Here is a 19,317-nt window from a genome sequence, read left to right on the forward strand (position 1 = left end):
TCTTATAGAACTAACGGGTGCGTTAGTTCATTAAGAAGTATGGAAAATGATCAAACAATTTTATAAAAGAATCATTCAATTGAATATATTAAGAGCGTGTATTGGTCAATCTTTTTTAAAAACACGCTCTTTCTTTTCGTTTACCAAGGTTTTTAATATCAATTTGATCAAACTTTATCTTAAAATACAATCAAAAAAATGGATGAGAGTTAGGTGTAACCGAACTTACCAAGGAGAAACATGTCCTTTTCCACCCATCGGGTGACCCAACCCCGAGTATGGAAGACATTGAAGTCACAAAGAGATTGGCGGAAGCAGGGAAAATTATTGGGATTGAAGTTTTAGACCATTTGATTGTTTCCCATACGGGTAAGTATGTTAGCTTAAAAGAAAAGGGGTATAATAATAAGAAAAAAGACGAGCAAGAGGGGGATGATTCTCCCTTTTGTTTTCTAGGGACTGAGTACCTTTGGAAAGCACTGAAGGAAACAACCAATAAAAGGAGGCACACCGGCTGGATCGTCAGCTGGTGCGTTCACGCATGGAGAAAAAACATTTTTTTCTCGATTTAGAGCAGGCATCGAGCCTGCTTGACGGTTGCTTGATGCAACCTCAAAAACCTACAGTAGCGCCTTCAGGTAGAAGGAACAATTTGCTGAGCAAATATTCTACACGTAATAAAAGTCAGAATGTTACTCCTCGCTTTTTTCTTACTTTACCTTTACATTTTTTCCGCCAGCCTTTTTACCCGCCTTTTCCATTAGTTTCACAAACTGTCTCTTTATCTCCGTATCCTTTTTTTCTTTTTCATCATATATATCCCTCGCAATTTAATATTCTTGCTAAATCGTATCGCCATGGTAAAGGAAGCTCATACATTCCCCGGTTCTAAAGTGACCCTAAGGTATGTTCCCATTTTTACAGAATAAGAGGGGGAGAGGAGGAAGGGATGTCATCATTGCACCCTTTTTTCGAGGAAATGAAGCAAAAGGATTCAAAACCAAAAGCTATTCAAAAAACATCGTCCGGAGGATCTTCGCACCAAATAAAGTCGGTGAGAAAAGTCAGGAAAGACAAGTAGCATGACAGTAAGTTCCCTGTCGATTATGTCATGAAGGTCAAGCTCCGGACGCTTTGCAAAACGTTAAATCCGATATATAAGCAAAAAAAGGGGAAATCCTTGACGCAAACGACCTGCAATACCTTATTGCTAAGGTTCGGCTTGATAAAGAGGAAGGATGTGGATTATAACATTCCCTACACTGACACGAAGGAATATATGCATACCTACTTGCTGGAAACGGAATACGGCGAAAAGGGGGGGGGGTTGCATGAAGTCGCCATCTTGAAGGACCTGTCCGATCGGAGGGTTGCCTATTGCATGATCCATCATACCGTTGCCTGGTTAGAAAGAGGGGGTTCCATTGAAGAAATCCTATAGTCAATTTAACCTTTTATCGAACAAGCTGTTTTATGGGACAAAGGAAAAAAAGGGTTTTTTTGATTACTTTTTGCCTAAATATCGATATCTGCAAATTGAAGTACCCTATTATGAATTTTTAAGGGGAGAGGTATTCGTCGAAGACTTGAAGGATTTGTTTGAAGAGGCTCCGCAAAACCTGACACTGTATCATTTGATTGCCCTCCTGTATTTTGACTTTCTGGAACAAGTGAAAAAAGGGGCCAAATATGAACAGCTCTGTCCCTTTTTGATTTCTTCCAAGAAAAAATTCCTGGAACGGCCGATGATTGAAAAAAGGGTATTGAAGCAGGTGACGACCAACCTTTTCTCTTTCGAGCAAAGGGAAGAGGATGTCGAGGTGACTTCAGAAGAAAAGCGAGCGGAGATCACCCTACGTATCAAGGAGTCGGAGATTTATCGGGGTGAGGTATTCCTGCATGATATTTCCTCATACTTAATGGATGAAGAGTTGACGGTCGAAGATTTACTGGTCATTTTGTTCATGGACTTTCTGAAAAGGATTAAAGAAAAGGGAAACTCAAGCCAAGTCATGAAGGCCATTTTATTGAACTTTGAGGATTACTTTTGATAAGCGGTCAAAAAACTAGGCACAGCAAGGATATTGCACAACTAAAAAAAGATATTTGCACTGAGTTTCAAGTGTGATGAAATCCTGCAATTAAGCGATATTTGTAACGCTACTACTTCTGAATTCATTTATAAGGACCTCTTTCGGTTTTCACGTAGTGAATAGGGAGCTTAAATTTGAACATCGTAGGAATATAAGTTTTGATGAGGAATTTTTAAATCATAACATGAGAGGACTCCAAACGGGGTTTGCTCTTTTGTTTGATTGAAATAATGTTGTTAGCGGTCTATACGGGATGTCTTTATGCTAATTAGCGATGTGCTACATCCAGGTGAAGCGTATAAAATTTGGAGGCAAGAGTAAGCTAACATACGTAAATAAGTTGCCGAGGGAGGTGAGTAAGGATGAGTAATGATGCAAGAGGATCTAAAAAAAATAAACGAAATGATGCAAACCATGTGAATGCTGAGACGAAAGCCAATCAAAGACGAATTTCAGAAAAGAATAACCAAGAGAATAATAATAAGGTTCGGTAGGGACTGATTTTTTTTGATTCCACTATAAATTTCTTCTCATATAACAAATAAAGAATATAGAAAAAATTTTTCTGAAGAACTGATATATCTACATCAGTTCTCTTTATTTATCCCCCGAAAAAGAAGGTCATATTCAAAATTACGAAACTCGTTAGAATATATAATGTTAAAAGTGATTTGTATAACCTTTAAGATAAAATGAAAGAGTGGTTAAACGCAAAATAAGCATCTTAACAATGCTTATTTCAGACTGTAAACAAACTCGATGAAAATCAAGTTTGTCTACATTTTTTTTATGGGTTGTACCATTTAAAAGTTGATTTCCACTGCAGGTACTCGCGTTCCGCGGGCACTCCGGGAGCCTCCTCGGCGCTTTGGCGCCTGTGGGTCTCCCCATTCCTGGACGCGAACCCCTTTAAAGATTTCTTAAGGGATTATTATATATGTTTTTTACTTTTTAAATTGGATGAAACCCTCAATGGATTGAAGAAATTTGCGACACTCCTGACGAATAACTGGCTATCCGAAACCCTGCTAGATGCTTGCGACGAGGCAGCTTGGCAGACAGTCAACGAAAAGAGGTTCTGAAATCAACTGGAACTCTTTTTTTCTTTCTAAGAAACTTTGTTTTACATATACTCCCTGTGCTTCAACATTCTTATTTATTTTTTCAACATAAAAATGTTAAAATAACCAATGAGCCAATCATCCTACAAATTAGAGGTGTGCATATTGACCATATCTAAAACTAATCGATTATCACTTGTAGAGCAAGTGGTTTCCCAAATCGAATCGTTAATCGAATCAGGTGAATGGAAAATAGGAACTCAGATTCCCCCTGAAATGGATTTGATTCAACAGTTCGATGTCAGCAGAAATACATTAAGAGAAGCTGTACGATCACTTGTTTATGCAGGACTTTTAGTAACGAAACAAGGAAAGGGAACATTCGTAAGGTCAGCCAGTGCCTTGGGCGCTGCATTTGAAAGAAGAATCCAGCAGTCAAGTTTATTAGAAACGTTAGAGGTCCGGCATGCTCTTGAAAGAGAGGGCGCCCAGTTAGCGGCATTAAGACGTGATCAAGAAGATATAGAACGATTGCGGTTTCATTTAACAGCATGCATTAAAGCTGCCGAAGCAAAGGATATCAAAGCTTACAAAGAAGCGGACATACAGTTACATAAATCGATTATGGGTTTATCACATAATGATTTATTGATTGATTTGTACGAACAAATGGAACACTCCCTGCATCAATCCATCTATCAAATCGTTGAGATGAGTTCTGATGCGAACTTTCATTTGAACATTCATTCCAAATTTGTGGATGCCATCATCGAACAAGATGTGAACCGGGCAATCGAAGCAGTGAATGAATATATTTCACAATTCAAAAAATCTTTAGAGTAAGTAAGGAGTAAATTATGGCCATTCATCAAGCGGCGAATCAACTAGAACAAACTAAATTGGATATAAGACCCAAAGTTGGACTGCTAATCATTGGAATCATTCTTCTTGGGGCAAACCTGAGGGGCTCCATTAACATCAGTTGGCCCACTTGTCACTTCCATTCGTGATGACCTGGGGATATCCAATACATTATCAGGATCTTTGACGACATTGCCTTTACTTTCTTTCGCTTTATTATCAACCATTTGCACCTAGGGTGGCACGGCGTTTTGGAATGGAGCTTACACTTTTCCTTTCTAGAAGAGGGGCTTATTGCTGGAGTTTTTTCACAGGAACCTGAAGACATACCCGAACATATAGCGGTAATAGACGGAACAAATTTAAATGGTATTCCTAGCTTTATTGATGGTCATATCCATGGTGTTAATGGTGCGGATGTCATGGATGCGACAGAGGAAGCATTGCAGGCAATAGCGTCTTTTTTGCCACAGGAGGGAACTACAAGTTTCTTAGCAACGACGATTACGCAATCTCCTACCAACATCGAGAAAGCTCTAGTCAATATCGCAAACTATCAAAATAAACCGGGACATGCAGAAGTGATGGGGGTACATCTTGAAGGCCCATTTGTTGAGAAAAAGCGAGCGGGTGCTCAGCCGGAGCAAATGAAGATTCAATATACTATTTGTCGCGGTGTTATTGCAAATACATGGGGATTAATATGAAAATCTTAAAAGTCAAAGATTATGAAGAAATGAGTAAGGCAGCTTGTTCCATAATTTCGAAAAGAATGACATCACTTGTAAATCCCGTGCTAGGATTAGCGACTGGATCGACTCCAGAGGGACTTTATAAGCATCTAATTGAAGCCTATAACCAAGGGAAAGTATCTTTTAAAAATGCTACAACCTTTAATCTCGATGAATATGTTGGAATAAATTCCATGAATCCAAATAGCTATCACCACTATATGAAGGAGAAGTTGTTTGGACATATCGATCTTTTACCAGAAAAAGCTCATTTGCCCAATGGAGAAGCTGCTGATTTGAGCATTGAATGAAGGAACTATGAAAACCAAATTCGGAGCGCAGGTCAAATTGATATAGGTATTAGGATTAGGATTAAACGGGCACATCGGGTTTAATGAACCAGGAACGCCGTTTGTCAGCCGAACGCAAGTCATCGAATTAGCAGAATCAACACGTAGCACCAATGCAAGATTTTTTGCAAACTTGGATGAGGTGCCAACCCAAGCGATTACAATGGGAATCGATACGATCATGGAAAGCAGACAGATTCTTTTACTTGTTTCAGGAGAAAAAAAAGCAACCGCATTTGCCAGGTTGTTGAATGGGGAAGTCTCCGAGGATTTCCTAGCTTCGATTTTACAGAAACATCCTAATGTTGTTATCATAGCTGATGAAGCCGCGTGTATATACGTAGAAAGTCAACACTTGGGTTTTATTGAGGCGTGATTCATTTGCGATTTATAGATTAGGTTTAGGTGGGAGTGGCTTCTTGAATAGGATACGCTTAGTTGGATTCTGGTGCAAAAAACTTAAATGTCTTGCAATTAACCTTAAAAACTTGGACATATTGATACTGTCAATCTAAAAAATGGATGTTGTTTAGTGTGGAGAATCTAACTTTATCGAATCGAAGCATTATCATCATGACATGATTTTGTTAACAGTGAGATGGTGAAGTAAGGGAGGGGGTGGCCAACATGCCCCCTTAAATCCATGGGATCCTTGACTCTGATATAAACGAACCCATCCTTAAATTATTTGATACGAAACTTCAACAAGGGGTAAAGTCTGTACAAGGCGAGATTGAATTCATACATAATTTTTTTTGGAGTAGCCTCATCATTCATAGATGAAAAGGATATTGAGATTCTTGTTTTCTAACTGCACCAGAACCTTAAATACTGTTCGTTTTTGCCCGGTCCTTTTTTGTCTAAAGAATTCCCACATACTTGCATCATCCGCCACTTACTGGCGGAATGAACGCAATGGTATCCTGATCTTTTATCACTTCATCATCGGTTACAAAGCTTTCATTTACCGCTGACATCACTTGATGAAGAGTTGAAAGCTGATATTCTGTTTGAAGATATTGTTTTAATTGCTGAACAGTTATATTCTGTATATCAATTTGCAATCGGTCTACTCCGATTTCTTCTCGTATTCCCGCAAAAAATAAAACAGTAATCACAGCGATTCCCCCTTGTCTGGCTTTCCTTCTGGATATTCAGTTGTCTCTAGTTGATCCCCGATCCACTTCGTTCCGTCTTCCCAGAATTCTTTTTTCCAAATAGGGACGAGTTGTTTAATTCGTTCGATTGCATACTCATTTGCTTCATAGGCTGTTTTACGATGGGGTGAGGAAACAGCGATGACAACCGCAATCTCTGTTATGTCTAATTTCCCTACACGATGCGTAATCGCTGTTATCGCATCTGGCCATGTCTCTTGAATTTCTTCGCCAATTTGACTAAGCATTTTAACCGCCATAGGTTCATAGGCTTGATATTCAAGCGACAACGTCTTTTTCCCTTTTGTAAATTCTCTTACCGTTCCAATAAAAGTTGTAAGTGCACCTGCTTCTCTTCTGGCCACCTTGTTTATCAGTTCTTCTACCAATATAGGAGTATGTACAATTTCAAATAAATCCTGATCCACTCTTCCTCACCACTTCTTTCATTATTAGTTTTCCATCAATGTCGTTTTGCTGCTATTTTGAAAACCTACGACCTGTGGGATGGGACAATGTTTCCCCAAGGCCATTCACTTCCTTGAACATCTTCTAATAAGAGAACATCGACAACCATTCCCTTTTGATAGCCTCTTGTGCCACCTGGTAAAATAATGAAGGCATTCGCTGCAGATAAGGAAGAAACTGCGCTAGAGTTATCAAATCCTGAAGAAAATGCCATCAACTTGCCTTGCTCAAAGAAAATGCTCCCCCTAATAAAACGAGTAAACGGATTTGGTTTTGAAAAATCTTCTCCTAACCACGCACTCTCTTTTTTTAAATGTGGTTGATCATTGAATAAGTATGTACGAATAACAGGACGAACAAATAACTCAAATCCAACATAGCAAGCAGAGGGGTTTCCAGATAATCCAAATATAAGTTTATCCTTTAATTGAGCAACGGTTGTGACACTACCCGGTCTCATCGCCACTTTATTAAACAGCACAGATGCACCTAATCTATCATAAATGGCCGGTAAATAATCGTAATCTCCGACTGACACTCCACCTGTTGTAAGTAACAGGTCTACTTCAGATAAAGCCTGTTTAACTGCTGTAAAACATTTTTCCAAATCATCACTTAGCTTACCAAAGTACTTAACTTCTCCTCCTGCTCTTTCAATTTGTGCAAGAATCATATATGCATTGCTGTTGCGGATTTTACCTGGTTCAAGTGGCTCCTCTACTTCAAGAAGCTCGCTTCCAGTTGCTAAGACTCCAACAACGGGCTTTTTAGCCACAGGTACTTTTTTATAACCATACGTTGCAAGTAAGGCTACCACTCCCGGATTGATATAGGCACCTTTTTTTACTAAAACGGTACCTTTTTGTGTATCTTCACCTTGAAAGGAGATATTGTCCCCTTTCTTGTAAAAGCGTTTAATTTCAATGAATCTCTGATCATGATCTGTAAATTCTCTTGTTAATTCAAGCATCACAACAGCATTGCAGCCTTCAGGAATTTGCGCACCCGTCATAAGACGAACAGCCTCGAACTTCTTTACCTCTTCATGAAAGACGGAACCTGCTCCAATTTCCCCGACTACTTTCAACGATAGAGGATAATCAGTTGTAGCTGTTTCTGTATCCTCCGCTCTAATCGCAAACCCATCATATGGCGATCGATCAAAGGAGGGAACATCATGATCAGCTATTAAATCCTCTGCTAAATAACGACCATGTGCATCCTCAATTCCGACCGTTTCCGTTACACCATTTTGGGTATATTCCATGACTTTACAAACACAATTTTCTACAGGGATTGGGGTTCGTTTCTCTACCATCATTTTTACTCCTTCTATCATCCTAATAAACGATAATATAGATTTTTGGCAACCTGGATATCATTCGTTCCATGAATAAAAACACGACCATCTCGAAAAATAACCATACGATATTCTGGCAGTTGACAAGACAACAGATACGGATTTTGTTCGACAGTACCATGATTTTTTAATTGCTTTTCTAATTGGTCAAAAGAATATGGAATGACTCGACTAGGTCTAATTTGAACAGTATTTCTTCCACATAATATTTCAGTTTTTGTTTGATTTTCATAAGCTAAATAAGGATACGTTCTAAGTTTGCCACAAGATGGACAATCTTCCGTTTCTATTTTATCTAACTTAATCGAATAATGTTGATTGCTCCATACATCAAATGTCAAAAAACTATGTCTAATTGATGAAAAATCCTCTACAAGAATCTTAAATGCCTCTGCCACTTGATAAGCAGACACAATTTGTACTGCTGGGCTAATGATGCCCACTGTATCGCACGTCGCTCCTCCAACTGGAACATGTTTTAAAAGACAATGTAAGCACGGTGTTTTTCCTGGAAGAATAGCATAGGTCGAACCATAACTTCCTACACAGGAACCATAAATCCATGGCACATCCTGTTTATGAGAAAGATCATTTAAAATAAAGCGAATATCAAAATTGTCTGTAGCGTCAATGATCACGTCCACATTATGGAGTATATGTCCCAAATTATCTGATCTGGCGTCCATAACATGCGTATTAATGTCCACTTCTGAATTAATTTGGCTTAAATGATTTTTAGCCGCGATTGCTTTAGGCATCTTTGTTTTGGCATCGTGTTCGTTATATAATTGTTGACGCTGTAGGTTACTCCATTCGACATAATCGCGATCGATAAGCGTGAGCTTGCCAATTCCTGCTCGGACAAGCGCTTCAGCACTAGCGCTTCCCAATGCTCCTGCTCCTACAATTAATACATGCTTTTGGCTAATTTTCTCTTGCCCGTTAACACCAATATGGTTGAACAGCTGCTGCCGTGAATAACGATCTGACATTGAAATTCCCTTCCTTTCTATCTATATGTAAGTTCAATAACAATCTAATGAGAAAAAATCCGGTACTGGTGCAAATAGGACCTGTTAGAAACATAGAATCTCAATATCCTTTTCATCTATGAATGATGAGGCTATTCCAAATAATTTTTGTGTGAATTCAATCTCGCCTTGGACAGACTTCACCCCTTGTTGAAGTTGTCCTTTTTTCAGCATATGCATCACCTCCTCTCCACAGATGATATGTTTGGCTGTTCGACGTTTTTAATCCTAGCATAGAACGGATTCGCTTCTTTATAAAGCAATGATCTTGCTCCACTATGTTATTCAAGTACTTCTGTTGTCTTAGTTGCATACCATCAGGTATGCTTTTCTTTTTTCAACGCTTCAATTGCTATAGGATAAGCCGGATTCTTATCAACCGTCATGACACGAGGCTTAGAAACATGAAAAGACCGCAAAGCTTTCTTGAAGAAGCGCTTTGCAGCTTTTTTGTCTCTTTTTTTACTGAGCTAAAAATCAAATCGTGTTTCCTTTGGAATCCATTGCACAATCCACTGCACGATACAGATATATCCATTGACCTTTACTTTGATATACGTTTCATCGACTCACCAGGAGTCATTTGTTGGCTTAAGATGACGCCGTACCCTTTCATCTAATTCCGGTCCATATTGATGAACCCAACGCATAACCGTTGTGAGAGCCATCGATAAGCCGCGTCTTTCATCATCTCCACTAAATTACGAAAGCTCAAGTTGTACCGCAGGTACCATCTCACTGTTAACAAAATCATGTCAGGCTGATAATGTTTCCACTTGAATAATTTTTGATTTTCCATACTATCACGCACCTTTTTTAAGATTAATAGTATCAGTATGCCCAAGATCTAGAGATTAATTGCTATTACTGAATTTTTGCACCAAAACCTAATTTGCTAGTAAGATAGTTGAATTTGGATGGAAATCAAGTGCAAAAAACTTTACTGGATATAAAAAATCATATTGCCATGATAGAAGAAGAACTGGGCACGTACATTACCGTAAAAAATGCATTATAAGAAAGAAGAGGGAGTCAAAAAGTCAAACTCTTTGTCACCCTCCAATTAGTAATTAGATGATCATCCGCCTATATAGGACATTTCAATATTTTTCCTGGATTTTCTCGTTTCCTCGGTGCGTTCATCAGAATAACGGTCGAAACGATGATTCCAAATGCCTTTGATTCTTTCTTCTATCTCTTGATCAGTAGCTCCGCCTCTAATAAAATCCCTAATATCATGGCCGTTTCCATTAAATAAACAAGTGAAAATTTGCCCATTCGCTGACAATCTTGCACGCGTACAGGTTGAGCAAAACGATTCGGATACTGAGGTAATAAAGCCGACGTCGATATCTGTCCCTTTATAACGGTAACGCTTGGCCACTTCTCCGTAATAAGCAGCCCCCACCGGTTCAAATTCAAAATGTTCTTTTAACATTTCATATATGTGTTTCTTCGTAACAACGTCCTCCATCTTCCACCCATTTGTACTGCCGACATCCATATATTCAATGAACCTTAGCTCTAGGCCATGTTCTATACAGTAGGCTGCCATAGGAATAATTTCAGAGTCATTAAGTCCCTTTTTTACAACCATATTGATTTTTATACCAAGACCTGCATTTTTTGCGGCCTCAATCCCTCGGAGAACCGGGCCAACTCCAACATTCCTGCCATTTATTTCACCAAATAGTTCATCATTTAGACTATCTAAACTGATATTTATCCTTTTAAGGCCGGATTCCTTCAACTGTGATGCATATTTAGGGAGCAATACGCCATTGGTCGTTAAAGCAATGTCATTTAGACCATTAATTTTTGAAAGCAATTCAACAAGAATAGGTAAATCTTTTCGAAGAAGAGGCTCTCCTCCAGTTAATCTAATTTTTTCAACACCTAATTTAATGAAAATGCTGGCAAGGCGTGTAATTTCTTCATAGGTTAGTAATTCTGATTTAGGTAAAAAAACATAATCTGGACCGAACAATTCCGCTGGCATACAGTATTGGCAGCGGAAATTACAACGGTCAATTACAGAGATTCGAATATCACGAAGCGGCCTGTCTAATTTATCTTTAACTTGTTGTTTGATCACATTTTTTCAACTCCAGATAGAGAAATCATTTAGAATAGTCAGTATATTATGGTGATTAGAGGGCGGTAGGTAAACTTCTTTTCAATGGAGAGTACACGTATGGAGAATTACTCCGTAAAAGTTCTTTTACCAGCGATGTTTATTATTGAAAGGGAGGAAAAAATTTTTCACTGTACCCTTTTTTTACATTAAATCTATCGCAACAAATAAGACTTTTTATGATTATCCATTTGCTCAATGTCTATATTCATTTCCAATTTTCTCGCCTCTAATGTTAGTTATTAATAACTAACAATATATAATTTCTATGAAATATATGTCAAGGAATCTGACCGAAAGATAAACTTAAGTTGGGAAGTGATAATTGTGAGTGATGAAAAAAAATTCAAAAATCTCAAAAAAATGTTAGTGACTATTAACTAACACGTGGTATATTAAAATAAACTATTTTATGTAAAAAGTATAGAGGGAGGTGTGAATTTGGAAAAATATACAATTGTAGACCAAGAAACTTGTATTGCTTGTGGAGCTTGTGGGGCTACAGCTCCCGATGTCTATGATTATACAGACGAAGGAATTGCTTATGTCATCCTTGATCAGAACCAGGGAATTAAAGAAATTCCCGAAGATCTACTTGATGACGTGATTAATGCATATGAGGGTTGCCCGACAGATTCAATAAGTTTGGCTGATCATGCTTTTAATGAAAAAACAGAAGAAGTTGAATGAGTTTAGTTTTATTCGATTCCTCATACTTTGAAAATTACCTGGGCAGGAACAAGTAACCGTGGGTTTGGCCTTCCCCTAAACGCTAAGATTCCACCGGTTAGCGTTGGATAATCACAGTTCTATGTAAAAGAGTAAAATTCTTATTGAAACACTAAAGAAATAAACAATTACATAGTAACTTCAGTGTTTTATTATAATGACTAACATATAATTATTAGCTATTTATACTTTAATCAATATACCTAAAATGTTGGTTAATAATAACTAACACACCTTTCGAAATGCATTTGAAATCTTGTTGTAAACCAAAATGACAGCCCTAATAATCTATTATTTTGAGAGGAGGAACTGAACCATGGCAAGTGTAACTAAAAAAATTAACAAAGTTTTAGTAGCAAACCGAGGGGAAATTGCTATTCGCATTTTTCGCGCGTGTACCGAGTTAGACATTCGGACCGTTGCCATTTACTCAAAAGAGGATATCGGCTCTTTCCACCGGTATAAAGCAGATGAATCCTATTTAGTAGGGGAAGGTAAAAAGCCAATTGAAGCTTATCTGGATATTGAAGGAATTATCAAAATTGCAAAGGCCCATGAAGTTGACGCTATCCACCCGGGCTATGGGTTTTTATCAGAAAATGTAGAATTCGCAAAGCGTTGTGAAGATGAAGGAATCATTTTCATTGGACCGAAATTAAAGCATTTGGAGATGTTCGGCGATAAAGTGAAAGCACGTCACCAAGCGATCCTAGCTGATATTCCCGTTATTCCTGGAAGTGATGGACCGATTAAAAGCCTGGAGGAAGCAAAAGCATTCGGGCAAAAATATGGATATCCAGTCATCATTAAGGCGGCTCGAAGAATTATGGCCTATCGTTCTGGAGGAGGGTTCGGAGTACGTATGGATGCAGGGAACGGATTTAATGGGGCAGTTATTACCCCCTATTATGATTCCCTTTTGGTAAAAGTAACTACTTGGGCTTTAACCTTTGATCAAACTGCGGCGAAAATGGTGCGAAACTTAAGGGAATTCCGGATCCGTGGAATCCGGACCAATATTCCGTTCCTTGAAAAAGTGGTAAAACACCCTAAATTTATCAAAGGTGAATATGATACATCGTTTATCGATAAAACACCTGAGCTGTTTGTTTTCCCGCAACCAAAGGACCGCGGGACAAAAATGCTTAGCTATATTGGAAACGTCACAGTGAATGGATTTCCAGGAGTGGCTAAAAAGAAAAAGCCCCTTTTTGAAAAAACAAGATTACCGAAGGTTCATGATTATGAACCGATTCCAGACGGAACGAAACAAATTCTAGATGAAAAAGGCCCTGAAGGAGTCGTAAATTGGATTAAAGAACAAAAGGGAAAAAGGACAAACCGTATCAAAAGGTGATCATCTTATGATCACAGAGGCTATGAAAATGGAGACAACCATTCAAGCACCATTCGATGGATTGGTAAAAGATATCTATGTATTAAATGGAGAGTCTATTCAATCAGGAGAGTTACTTATTGAACTAACAACATAACAGGTAGGTAAATTGATCAGTAAAGATAATTTTAGCCTCATTGATATTCAGAGAGATAGAGAGGAGATTTCGGAATGCATTTAACGGTTCTAGTGCATAATTTTATCGATAAGGAATATGAGGAGATGGGTTAATGTTGTTATCTCAAACAGTACACTTGTCAAAGAATATAAGTAAACTTAAATTTCAAATGTACAAAACCGCTAGTCATAAAGGGATAGCTAGTGAAGAGGTTTTAATGATTAGTCAGGTTTTAGACAAGGAAATTGTGAAATTGCAAAAGATTTTATTAGCGCTAACCCAGTAATATTGATGATTTACTACTGTACAGTTACTTTTCTTTTTGTATTTTTATATTAATTGTAATAAAAATATATCTGATTGAATTATACAGTGTTATTCTAGCTTTATAGAAAACCTTTTTGAGGTGAATATTATGTCAGTTAATATAGTAAAATCTGATGATAAAAAGATGCCGGCAGTATTTTCAAGGACAAATCCGTTCCAAGCGAAGGTTCTTAAAAATGTTAACCTAAACGGAGTTGGATCTGCTAAAGAAACAAGGCATATTGAGTTATCATTAGAAGGATCAGGTCTTTCCTATAACCCAGGTGATGCTCTTGGTATTGTTCCTTCAAATGACCCAGAACTAGTAGCATCCCTTATTGAGGAAATGAACTGGGATGGCGAAACACCTGTAACAATTAATAAACAAGAGGAAACTCTTTCATTAAGGGAAGCGTTAACATCATGTTTTGAAATTACACTATTAACGAAAAAGATTTTACAACAAGCATCAGGTTTAACAGAAAATGAAGAGTTGAGAAATCTAGTTTTGGTTGAAAATGTAGACAAGCTTAAGGAATATATTAATGGACGTGACTTACTTGATATGCTGCGTGATTTTGGTCCATGGAATGCATCTGCACAAGAAATTGCGGGTCTTTTAAGAAAAATGCCACCACGTCTCTATTCCATTGCAAGCAGTTTAGCCTCTCATCCTGCACAAGTTCATCTAACGATTGGAGCTGTAAGATATACGTCTCACGGACGTGAACGAAAGGGTACTTGTTCTATACAAGTTGCTGAGCGTGTTAATGAAGGGGATACACTTCCAGTTTTTATTCAGCCAAATAAACACTTCCATCTGCCAGAATTTGATAAGGACATTATTATGGTCGGGCCAGGGACAGGCATTGCACCATTCCGTTCCTTTATCGAGGAGTGGGCAGTTCAAAAGGCCACAGGCAGATCATGGCTGTTTTTCGGTGATCAGCATGTAACATGTGATTTCCTTTACCAAGATGAATTGGAAAAATTTCAAGAGGATGGTGTGCTTACAAAAATAGACACTGCTTTCTCTCGTGATACAGCGCAAAAAGTATATGTACAGCATAAAATTCTTGAAAACAGCAAAGAATTATTCGAATGGTTGTCAAATGGCGCGCATTTCTATATCTGCGGTGACAAGGAACATATGGCGAAAGACGTCCGTAACGCGATGATTGATGTTATTGAAAAAGAAGGCGCAATAACCCGTGAAGAAGCTGAAGCGTATTTGACCGATATGCAAAAACAAGGCCGTTACCAACGTGACGTATATTAAAGTTTTCTGGAAATAACTCTCTCGGTGAGGATTATTTCCAGTACTCCTTTTTTCGGTGTTGAAAGTACTGGGCCTGTAAGGCTCAGATTAATAGAATTAATTAAATAATCAAAATATATTGACGGATCTAAAATTCGGATTAATAATAAAGAGTAGGAACAAAATTTACTATACTAAAATTTCATTACACCCCACGAAATGTAAACGCTTAATATTAAAGGGGATTCAACTAATATGATACTTCACTGGTACTTGTTAAGGGGCGGATAATATGCAAACGATATATAAGGAAATATTACGGTGTAAGAATCTCGGTTTAAGAGGGGTTCTTGGTACGATTATTTCTACACAAGGTTCCACTTATCAAAAAAACGGTGCAAAATGTTTTATCGCAGAAGATGGAAAACTTACAGGGTTAGTAAGTGGAGGCTGCGTTGAAGGGGATATAAAAGAGATTGCATTACAGATTATTGAAGAAGGACAACCCAAAATCATTCATTATGACTTTCAGGATAAAGGGGATTTAATATGGGGATTGGGGTTAGGCTGTAACGGCAAGATAAATATATTACTTGAACCATATATTCCAACCACCTCTGAGTCGGAACTTTTTGAAGAATGGTTTAAGCAGGGAATGGATAAAACCTTGCATAGTATAATAGTGGTTGAAGCAGCGAATTCGAGATTGGTTGGAAGCAAGTGGATAATCGATCCAGAGACTCAGGAATATAATCACATTCCATTTAAGGAAATTATTAATGATTATGTAAGTAAAAAGGATTTACAGTCCAACTACTGTAAACTGGAAAATATAGATGGTAATGAGAGATTTCAAGTATTCTATGATTCGATTTCTCCTTCTCCAAGACTTGTGGTATTTGGTGCTGGTCCGGATGCAATACCGTTAGTTCAAATGGCAAAACAGATAGAATGGCATGTCACCGTACTGGATCATCGTCCAGGATATATTAATCAAAAGAATTTCCGGGAAGCAGATGAATTAATAAATTTTAAAGCAGGAGCAATACCTGAGATAACGCTTAAAGAAAATACCTATGTTGTAATTATGTCGCATCATTTTCTACATGACCAGATGATGTTAAAGGAAGTTATCAATTCAGAGGCGGCTTATATTGGTTTGCTAGGGCCTAGAAAAAGAACTTATGAATTGGGCAAAAGCTTAGGAATAACTAATCATCCTAATTTGCATAAAATTCATAGTCCAATAGGTTTGGATATTGGATCAGTAACACCTGAAGAAATTGGGTTAAGCATTTTAGCTGAAATTTTAATGGTGTTTAGGGGAGGGACAGGAAATAAACTCACAAAAGGGATGATTAATTTCTCTAGCAAGGAGGAAGAGCAATTATTAGAAATATAAATAGTCACGTATGGGCTATTATTTTAGCTGCTGGTTTTTCGAAACGAATGGGCGAACCGAAATTGCTATTGCCCTATAAAGGAAAAGCATTAATTAGACATACCCTTGATGAATGTTTGAAATCAAAATTGGATGGAATTATTGTCGTCGTGAATCCACAGATAAAAAAACTGGTCGAAGAGTCACAAATTGATGGAGTTAATAAAGTCGTATTGAATGACTTTTCAAACGAGGGGATGTCCACTTCGGTTAAACTTGGATTGCAATCATTGCCAGATTCTGTGCAGGCTGCTATTTTTTTATTGGGGGACCAGCCATTAATGACGTCTCGCGAAATCAATCAGATTATAAGAGACTATCATCATCAGCCGAATTGCTCTATTATTCAAGCTGAATATCAAGACGGTAAGGGGCATCCCGTCCTATTCAAAAGAAATATGTTTCCTCCTTTATTAAATATTGATGGGGATGAGGGTGGAAAATCAGTCATCACCAAATTTAAGGAGCATGTGTATTATTCTGAGTTGAATAGAAAGATCATAACTGATATAGATACACCCGAAGATTACAAGGATTTAATCGAGGGGGAAATGGATGAAAATAGAATTAAATAAGTATTCAGAATAGTGTTGACAAGTAACCTTACTCTATAATACTATTAATATAGTGGAAATAGTATAAAGTTATTTAGAGTTAGTTAGTACTAACATTCTTTAATAAGACACGAATATTTTTTTAAATAATTTGTTAGTGTGTGCTAACTATCTTTTGTGAGGGAGGTAAAACATGTGTAAAGAATTAGTTCTTAAAAATGAATTTGCACAGGTTTCGGTTCAAATAGATTACTCTTCCAATGGTGTTAGACTTAAAATTATGGATATAAGAACAAAAAGGGTCATTTATCTTGACCCGCTAGAACTAGAAAGTCTGGCCTGGTGTGAACATAAGGATCTTCACCCCATACTAGATCCTTCTATTAGCCGCTGGAAAGGGATAGGTTCATCCGCAGTTGAGCCGGTTTTAAATTATAAATTATAAATTATAAATTTGGAGGCTTCTATCTCTATATTAAAAATAAAAATAATGAAAAGCAGGTGAAGGAGTAATGATTAATACATTAAATATTTCTGATTATGTTAAAGAAGGTGCTGTTCATGGCAAGATTTATACGGATCCAGCTATTTTTAAGATGGAAATTGACAAAATTTTCAGCAGTACATGGGTGTATGTAGGTCATGAAAGTGAAATTGCCAACCCGGGAGATTACAAAACAACAAAAATTGGCTCTCAGCCGGTTATTGTGACCCGCAGCGCTGACGGCAGCCAAATCAATGTTGTGCTAAATCGTTGTAGGCACCGGGGGGCATCGGTTTGCCAAGATGAATGCGGCAATGCTCATGTATTACGCTGCGCTTATCATGGCTGGACATATGCTAACGATGGGAAACTTCTTGGGGCTCCTTTCCAGGATGGGTATGGAGAGGAATTTAATCGCGAGGAAATGGGGCTTAATAAAGTTACTAGAGTAGAAAGTTACCGAGGTTTTATTTTTGCCAGCTTAAACAAGGATGTCAAACCTTTGACGGAACATTTAGGAAATGCTATGCCGTATATTGATTATGTTGTCGATTCCGGCCCTGAAGGAATCGAATTAACCGCAGGTAAACACAAGTATTACCTTAATGCTAATTGGAAGTTCCAAGTGGAAAATACAATTGATCCTTATCACTTAAGTTTTGTGCACAAGACATTTTTTGATATCATTGCGAAACGAACTGGGGAAAAGACGAAGTTTGCCAAAATGCATAAGGAAGAAAAGGTATCTGATCTTGGGAATGGTCATTCCTTATACGAATTGGCAGGAGATTTAAATATTGGTGCTCTTCCGTTTAATTTAATTATCTTCCCTAATCTTAGTATATTAGGGTCCCAAGTACGGGTGGTTCAACCTGTCTCGGTAGAAAGAACAGAAGTAATGCTTTATCCAATTATGCTGAAGGGAGCATTAAAAGAGGTAAACGCACAGCGATTAAGAACGCACGAAGGTTTTTACGGGCCAGCGGGTTTCGGAAGCCCAGATGATGTTGAAGTAGCGTTTGAACGAGTAAAGGAAGGGCTAAAAGCTGAAGGAAATGAATGGTTAGTGATCAGTCGAGGAATGAATCGGGAGCAAGTTGATGAAAAGGGGGTTATCACGGCTAATTCTAGCGATGAAGTTTCAACAAGGGCAATTTATAAAGAGTGGAAACGCTTTATGGAAGCGTAAACACATAAACGTAATGAAGAAATCTTATAGGTACTTATTGTGAATCGGCTCAAAGTCTGTTCCAGGAATAATGCTTATAAAGAAAGGAAGGGAAAAATTTGATCCAAACAAAAAATGAGTTGAAACAAATCGAGGCATTTTTATTCAAAGAAGCAAGATATATCAATGAAAATCGGCTAGATGAATGGCTGGAATTATTCACTAATAATTGTGTGTATTGGGTTCCATGTAACGAAAACGACATTGATCCGGAGACTCATGTTTCGATAATTTACGATGATCGCAAACGGCTGGAAGAACGAGTATGGAGGCTTCAAACGGGATTGGCGTATGGCCAGCAACCGCAATCCAAAACACGGCATCTTATTACAAATGTTGAAATTGTGGAAGAGTTCAAGGACAAAGTGGTTGTATCGTCTAATTTCCTGCTGGTTGAATTAAGAAGGGGAGTACAAACAATCTTTTCAGGTAGAAATGAACACCATTTGTGTTTGGAAGGAAACAATTTAAAAATTCACTTGAAGAAGATTGAATTATTAAACAATAATGAACCGCTTGGAAACCTAAGTTTTATTTTATAAGGTCATTTTACATTT

At 37.7% G+C, this 19,317-nt stretch carries 20 protein-coding genes and 5 pseudogenes; 19 read left to right on the forward strand and 6 right to left on the reverse strand.

Annotated elements, in window-relative coordinates:
- Nucleotides 1-251: 251 nt before the first annotated feature.
- From J7J00_RS28515 to nagB, 9 genes and pseudogenes are all read left to right on the forward strand, one after another.
- Nucleotides 252-401, forward strand: a pseudogene (locus J7J00_RS28515) (JAB domain-containing protein); the annotation flags it as partial.
- Between the two features lie 140 nt (nucleotides 402-541).
- Nucleotides 542-892: a hypothetical protein gene (locus J7J00_RS26735; protein WP_214796094.1), complete on the forward strand. Its 351-nt coding sequence runs from the start codon at nucleotides 542-544 to the stop codon at nucleotides 890-892.
- Nucleotides 893-1,180: 288 nt separating this feature from the next.
- Nucleotides 1,181-1,441 carry a hypothetical protein gene (locus J7J00_RS26740; RefSeq protein ID WP_214796096.1) on the forward strand — a complete coding sequence of 87 codons (261 nt, stop codon included), beginning with the start codon at nucleotides 1,181-1,183 and terminating at the stop codon, nucleotides 1,439-1,441.
- Nucleotides 1,425-2,051, forward strand: a complete 627-nt coding sequence (locus tag J7J00_RS26745) for a hypothetical protein (RefSeq protein ID WP_214796098.1) — start codon at nucleotides 1,425-1,427, stop codon at nucleotides 2,049-2,051. Before J7J00_RS26740 ends, J7J00_RS26745 begins: the two co-directional genes overlap by 17 nt.
- 404 nt (nucleotides 2,052-2,455) lie before the next feature.
- On the forward strand, nucleotides 2,456-2,587 hold the full coding sequence (locus J7J00_RS28520) for a hypothetical protein (protein ID WP_285289440.1): 132 nt from the start codon (nucleotides 2,456-2,458) through the stop codon (nucleotides 2,585-2,587).
- 732 nt (nucleotides 2,588-3,319) lie between these two features.
- Nucleotides 3,320-3,997, forward strand: a complete 678-nt coding sequence (locus tag J7J00_RS26750; protein WP_214796100.1) for a FadR/GntR family transcriptional regulator — start codon at nucleotides 3,320-3,322, stop codon at nucleotides 3,995-3,997.
- Nucleotides 3,998-4,011: 14 nt separating this feature from the next.
- Nucleotides 4,012-4,295, forward strand: a pseudogene (locus J7J00_RS28525) (MFS transporter); the annotation flags it as partial.
- Nucleotides 4,267-4,722, forward strand: a complete 456-nt coding sequence (locus J7J00_RS26760; protein WP_309487258.1) for an amidohydrolase family protein — start codon at nucleotides 4,267-4,269, stop codon at nucleotides 4,720-4,722. The pseudogene J7J00_RS28525 and the gene J7J00_RS26760, both read left to right, overlap by 29 nt.
- Nucleotides 4,719-5,472: pseudogene (nagB, locus tag J7J00_RS26765) on the forward strand (glucosamine-6-phosphate deaminase). The gene J7J00_RS26760 and the pseudogene nagB overlap by 4 nt, the downstream one beginning before the upstream one ends.
- 508 nt (nucleotides 5,473-5,980) lie before the next feature.
- On the opposite strand, the gene moaD reads toward nagB, so the two are convergent.
- The 6 genes and pseudogenes from moaD to moaA form a co-directional block, all read right to left on the reverse strand.
- The gene (moaD, locus tag J7J00_RS26770) at nucleotides 5,981-6,214 is read right to left on the reverse strand and encodes a molybdopterin converting factor subunit 1 (protein ID WP_214772887.1); all 234 of its coding nucleotides are present in this window, start codon (nucleotides 6,212-6,214) and stop codon (nucleotides 5,981-5,983) included.
- A complete protein-coding gene (locus tag J7J00_RS26775; protein ID WP_214796105.1) occupies nucleotides 6,211-6,681 on the reverse strand; it encodes a molybdenum cofactor biosynthesis protein MoaE in 471 nt (156 codons plus the stop codon). Before J7J00_RS26775 ends, moaD begins: the two co-directional genes overlap by 4 nt.
- Before the next feature lie 65 nt (nucleotides 6,682-6,746).
- On the reverse strand, nucleotides 6,747-8,039 hold the full coding sequence (locus J7J00_RS26780) for a molybdopterin molybdotransferase MoeA (protein ID WP_214796107.1): 1,293 nt from the start codon (nucleotides 8,037-8,039) through the stop codon (nucleotides 6,747-6,749).
- Nucleotides 8,040-8,056: 17 nt separating this feature from the next.
- A complete protein-coding gene (locus tag J7J00_RS26785) occupies nucleotides 8,057-9,073 on the reverse strand; it encodes a molybdopterin-synthase adenylyltransferase MoeB (protein WP_214772889.1) in 1,017 nt (338 codons plus the stop codon).
- Between the two features lie 84 nt (nucleotides 9,074-9,157).
- Nucleotides 9,158-9,911 (reverse strand): annotated as a pseudogene (locus J7J00_RS26790) (IS6 family transposase).
- A gap of 279 nt (nucleotides 9,912-10,190) precedes the next feature.
- The gene (moaA, locus tag J7J00_RS26795) at nucleotides 10,191-11,207 is read right to left on the reverse strand and encodes a GTP 3',8-cyclase MoaA (protein WP_214772890.1); all 1,017 of its coding nucleotides are present in this window, start codon (nucleotides 11,205-11,207) and stop codon (nucleotides 10,191-10,193) included.
- Nucleotides 11,208-11,687: 480 nt separating this feature from the next.
- Here moaA and J7J00_RS26800 point away from each other — a divergent pair, with 480 nt between their 5' ends.
- The 10 genes and pseudogenes from J7J00_RS26800 to J7J00_RS26845 all read left to right on the forward strand — a co-directional run bounded on the left by J7J00_RS26800 (nucleotide 11,688) and on the right by J7J00_RS26845 (nucleotide 19,302).
- Nucleotides 11,688-11,936, forward strand: coding sequence for a ferredoxin (locus tag J7J00_RS26800; RefSeq protein WP_214796109.1), 249 nt, complete (start codon nucleotides 11,688-11,690; stop codon nucleotides 11,934-11,936).
- A 355-nt stretch (nucleotides 11,937-12,291) separates the two neighbouring features.
- Nucleotides 12,292-13,287 (forward strand): annotated as a pseudogene (locus tag J7J00_RS26805) (biotin carboxylase N-terminal domain-containing protein); the annotation flags it as partial.
- A gap of 52 nt (nucleotides 13,288-13,339) precedes the next feature.
- Complete coding sequence (locus J7J00_RS26810) at nucleotides 13,340-13,468, forward strand: biotin/lipoyl-containing protein (protein ID WP_214796148.1); 129 nt, start codon at nucleotides 13,340-13,342, stop codon at nucleotides 13,466-13,468.
- Between the two features lie 133 nt (nucleotides 13,469-13,601).
- Complete coding sequence (locus J7J00_RS29010) at nucleotides 13,602-13,775, forward strand: aspartyl-phosphate phosphatase Spo0E family protein (protein ID WP_214796111.1); 174 nt, start codon at nucleotides 13,602-13,604, stop codon at nucleotides 13,773-13,775.
- A gap of 129 nt (nucleotides 13,776-13,904) precedes the next feature.
- Nucleotides 13,905-15,074 carry a sulfite reductase subunit alpha gene (locus J7J00_RS26820; protein WP_214796113.1) on the forward strand — a complete coding sequence of 390 codons (1,170 nt, stop codon included), beginning with the start codon at nucleotides 13,905-13,907 and terminating at the stop codon, nucleotides 15,072-15,074.
- 271 nt (nucleotides 15,075-15,345) lie between these two features.
- Complete coding sequence (locus J7J00_RS26825; RefSeq protein ID WP_214796115.1) at nucleotides 15,346-16,455, forward strand: XdhC family protein; 1,110 nt, start codon at nucleotides 15,346-15,348, stop codon at nucleotides 16,453-16,455.
- Nucleotides 16,456-16,475: 20 nt separating this feature from the next.
- Nucleotides 16,476-17,069 carry a nucleotidyltransferase family protein gene (locus tag J7J00_RS26830; RefSeq protein WP_309487259.1) on the forward strand — a complete coding sequence of 198 codons (594 nt, stop codon included), beginning with the start codon at nucleotides 16,476-16,478 and terminating at the stop codon, nucleotides 17,067-17,069.
- A 172-nt stretch (nucleotides 17,070-17,241) separates the two neighbouring features.
- On the forward strand, nucleotides 17,242-17,493 hold the full coding sequence (locus J7J00_RS26835; protein WP_214796117.1) for a hypothetical protein: 252 nt from the start codon (nucleotides 17,242-17,244) through the stop codon (nucleotides 17,491-17,493).
- Nucleotides 17,494-17,560: 67 nt separating this feature from the next.
- Nucleotides 17,561-18,721 (forward strand): aromatic ring-hydroxylating oxygenase subunit alpha, encoded by a 1,161-nt coding sequence (locus J7J00_RS26840; protein WP_214796119.1) that lies wholly within the window; start codon nucleotides 17,561-17,563, stop codon nucleotides 18,719-18,721.
- A gap of 98 nt (nucleotides 18,722-18,819) precedes the next feature.
- Entirely contained in the window at nucleotides 18,820-19,302 is a 483-nt protein-coding gene (locus tag J7J00_RS26845; protein ID WP_214796121.1) for an aromatic-ring-hydroxylating dioxygenase subunit beta, read from the forward strand.
- Nucleotides 19,303-19,317: the final 15 nt, after the last annotated feature.

This window comes from Bacillus sp. ISL-4 (assembly GCF_018613275.1).
GTDB lineage: Bacteria > Bacillota > Bacilli > Bacillales > DSM-1321 > Peribacillus > Peribacillus simplex_E.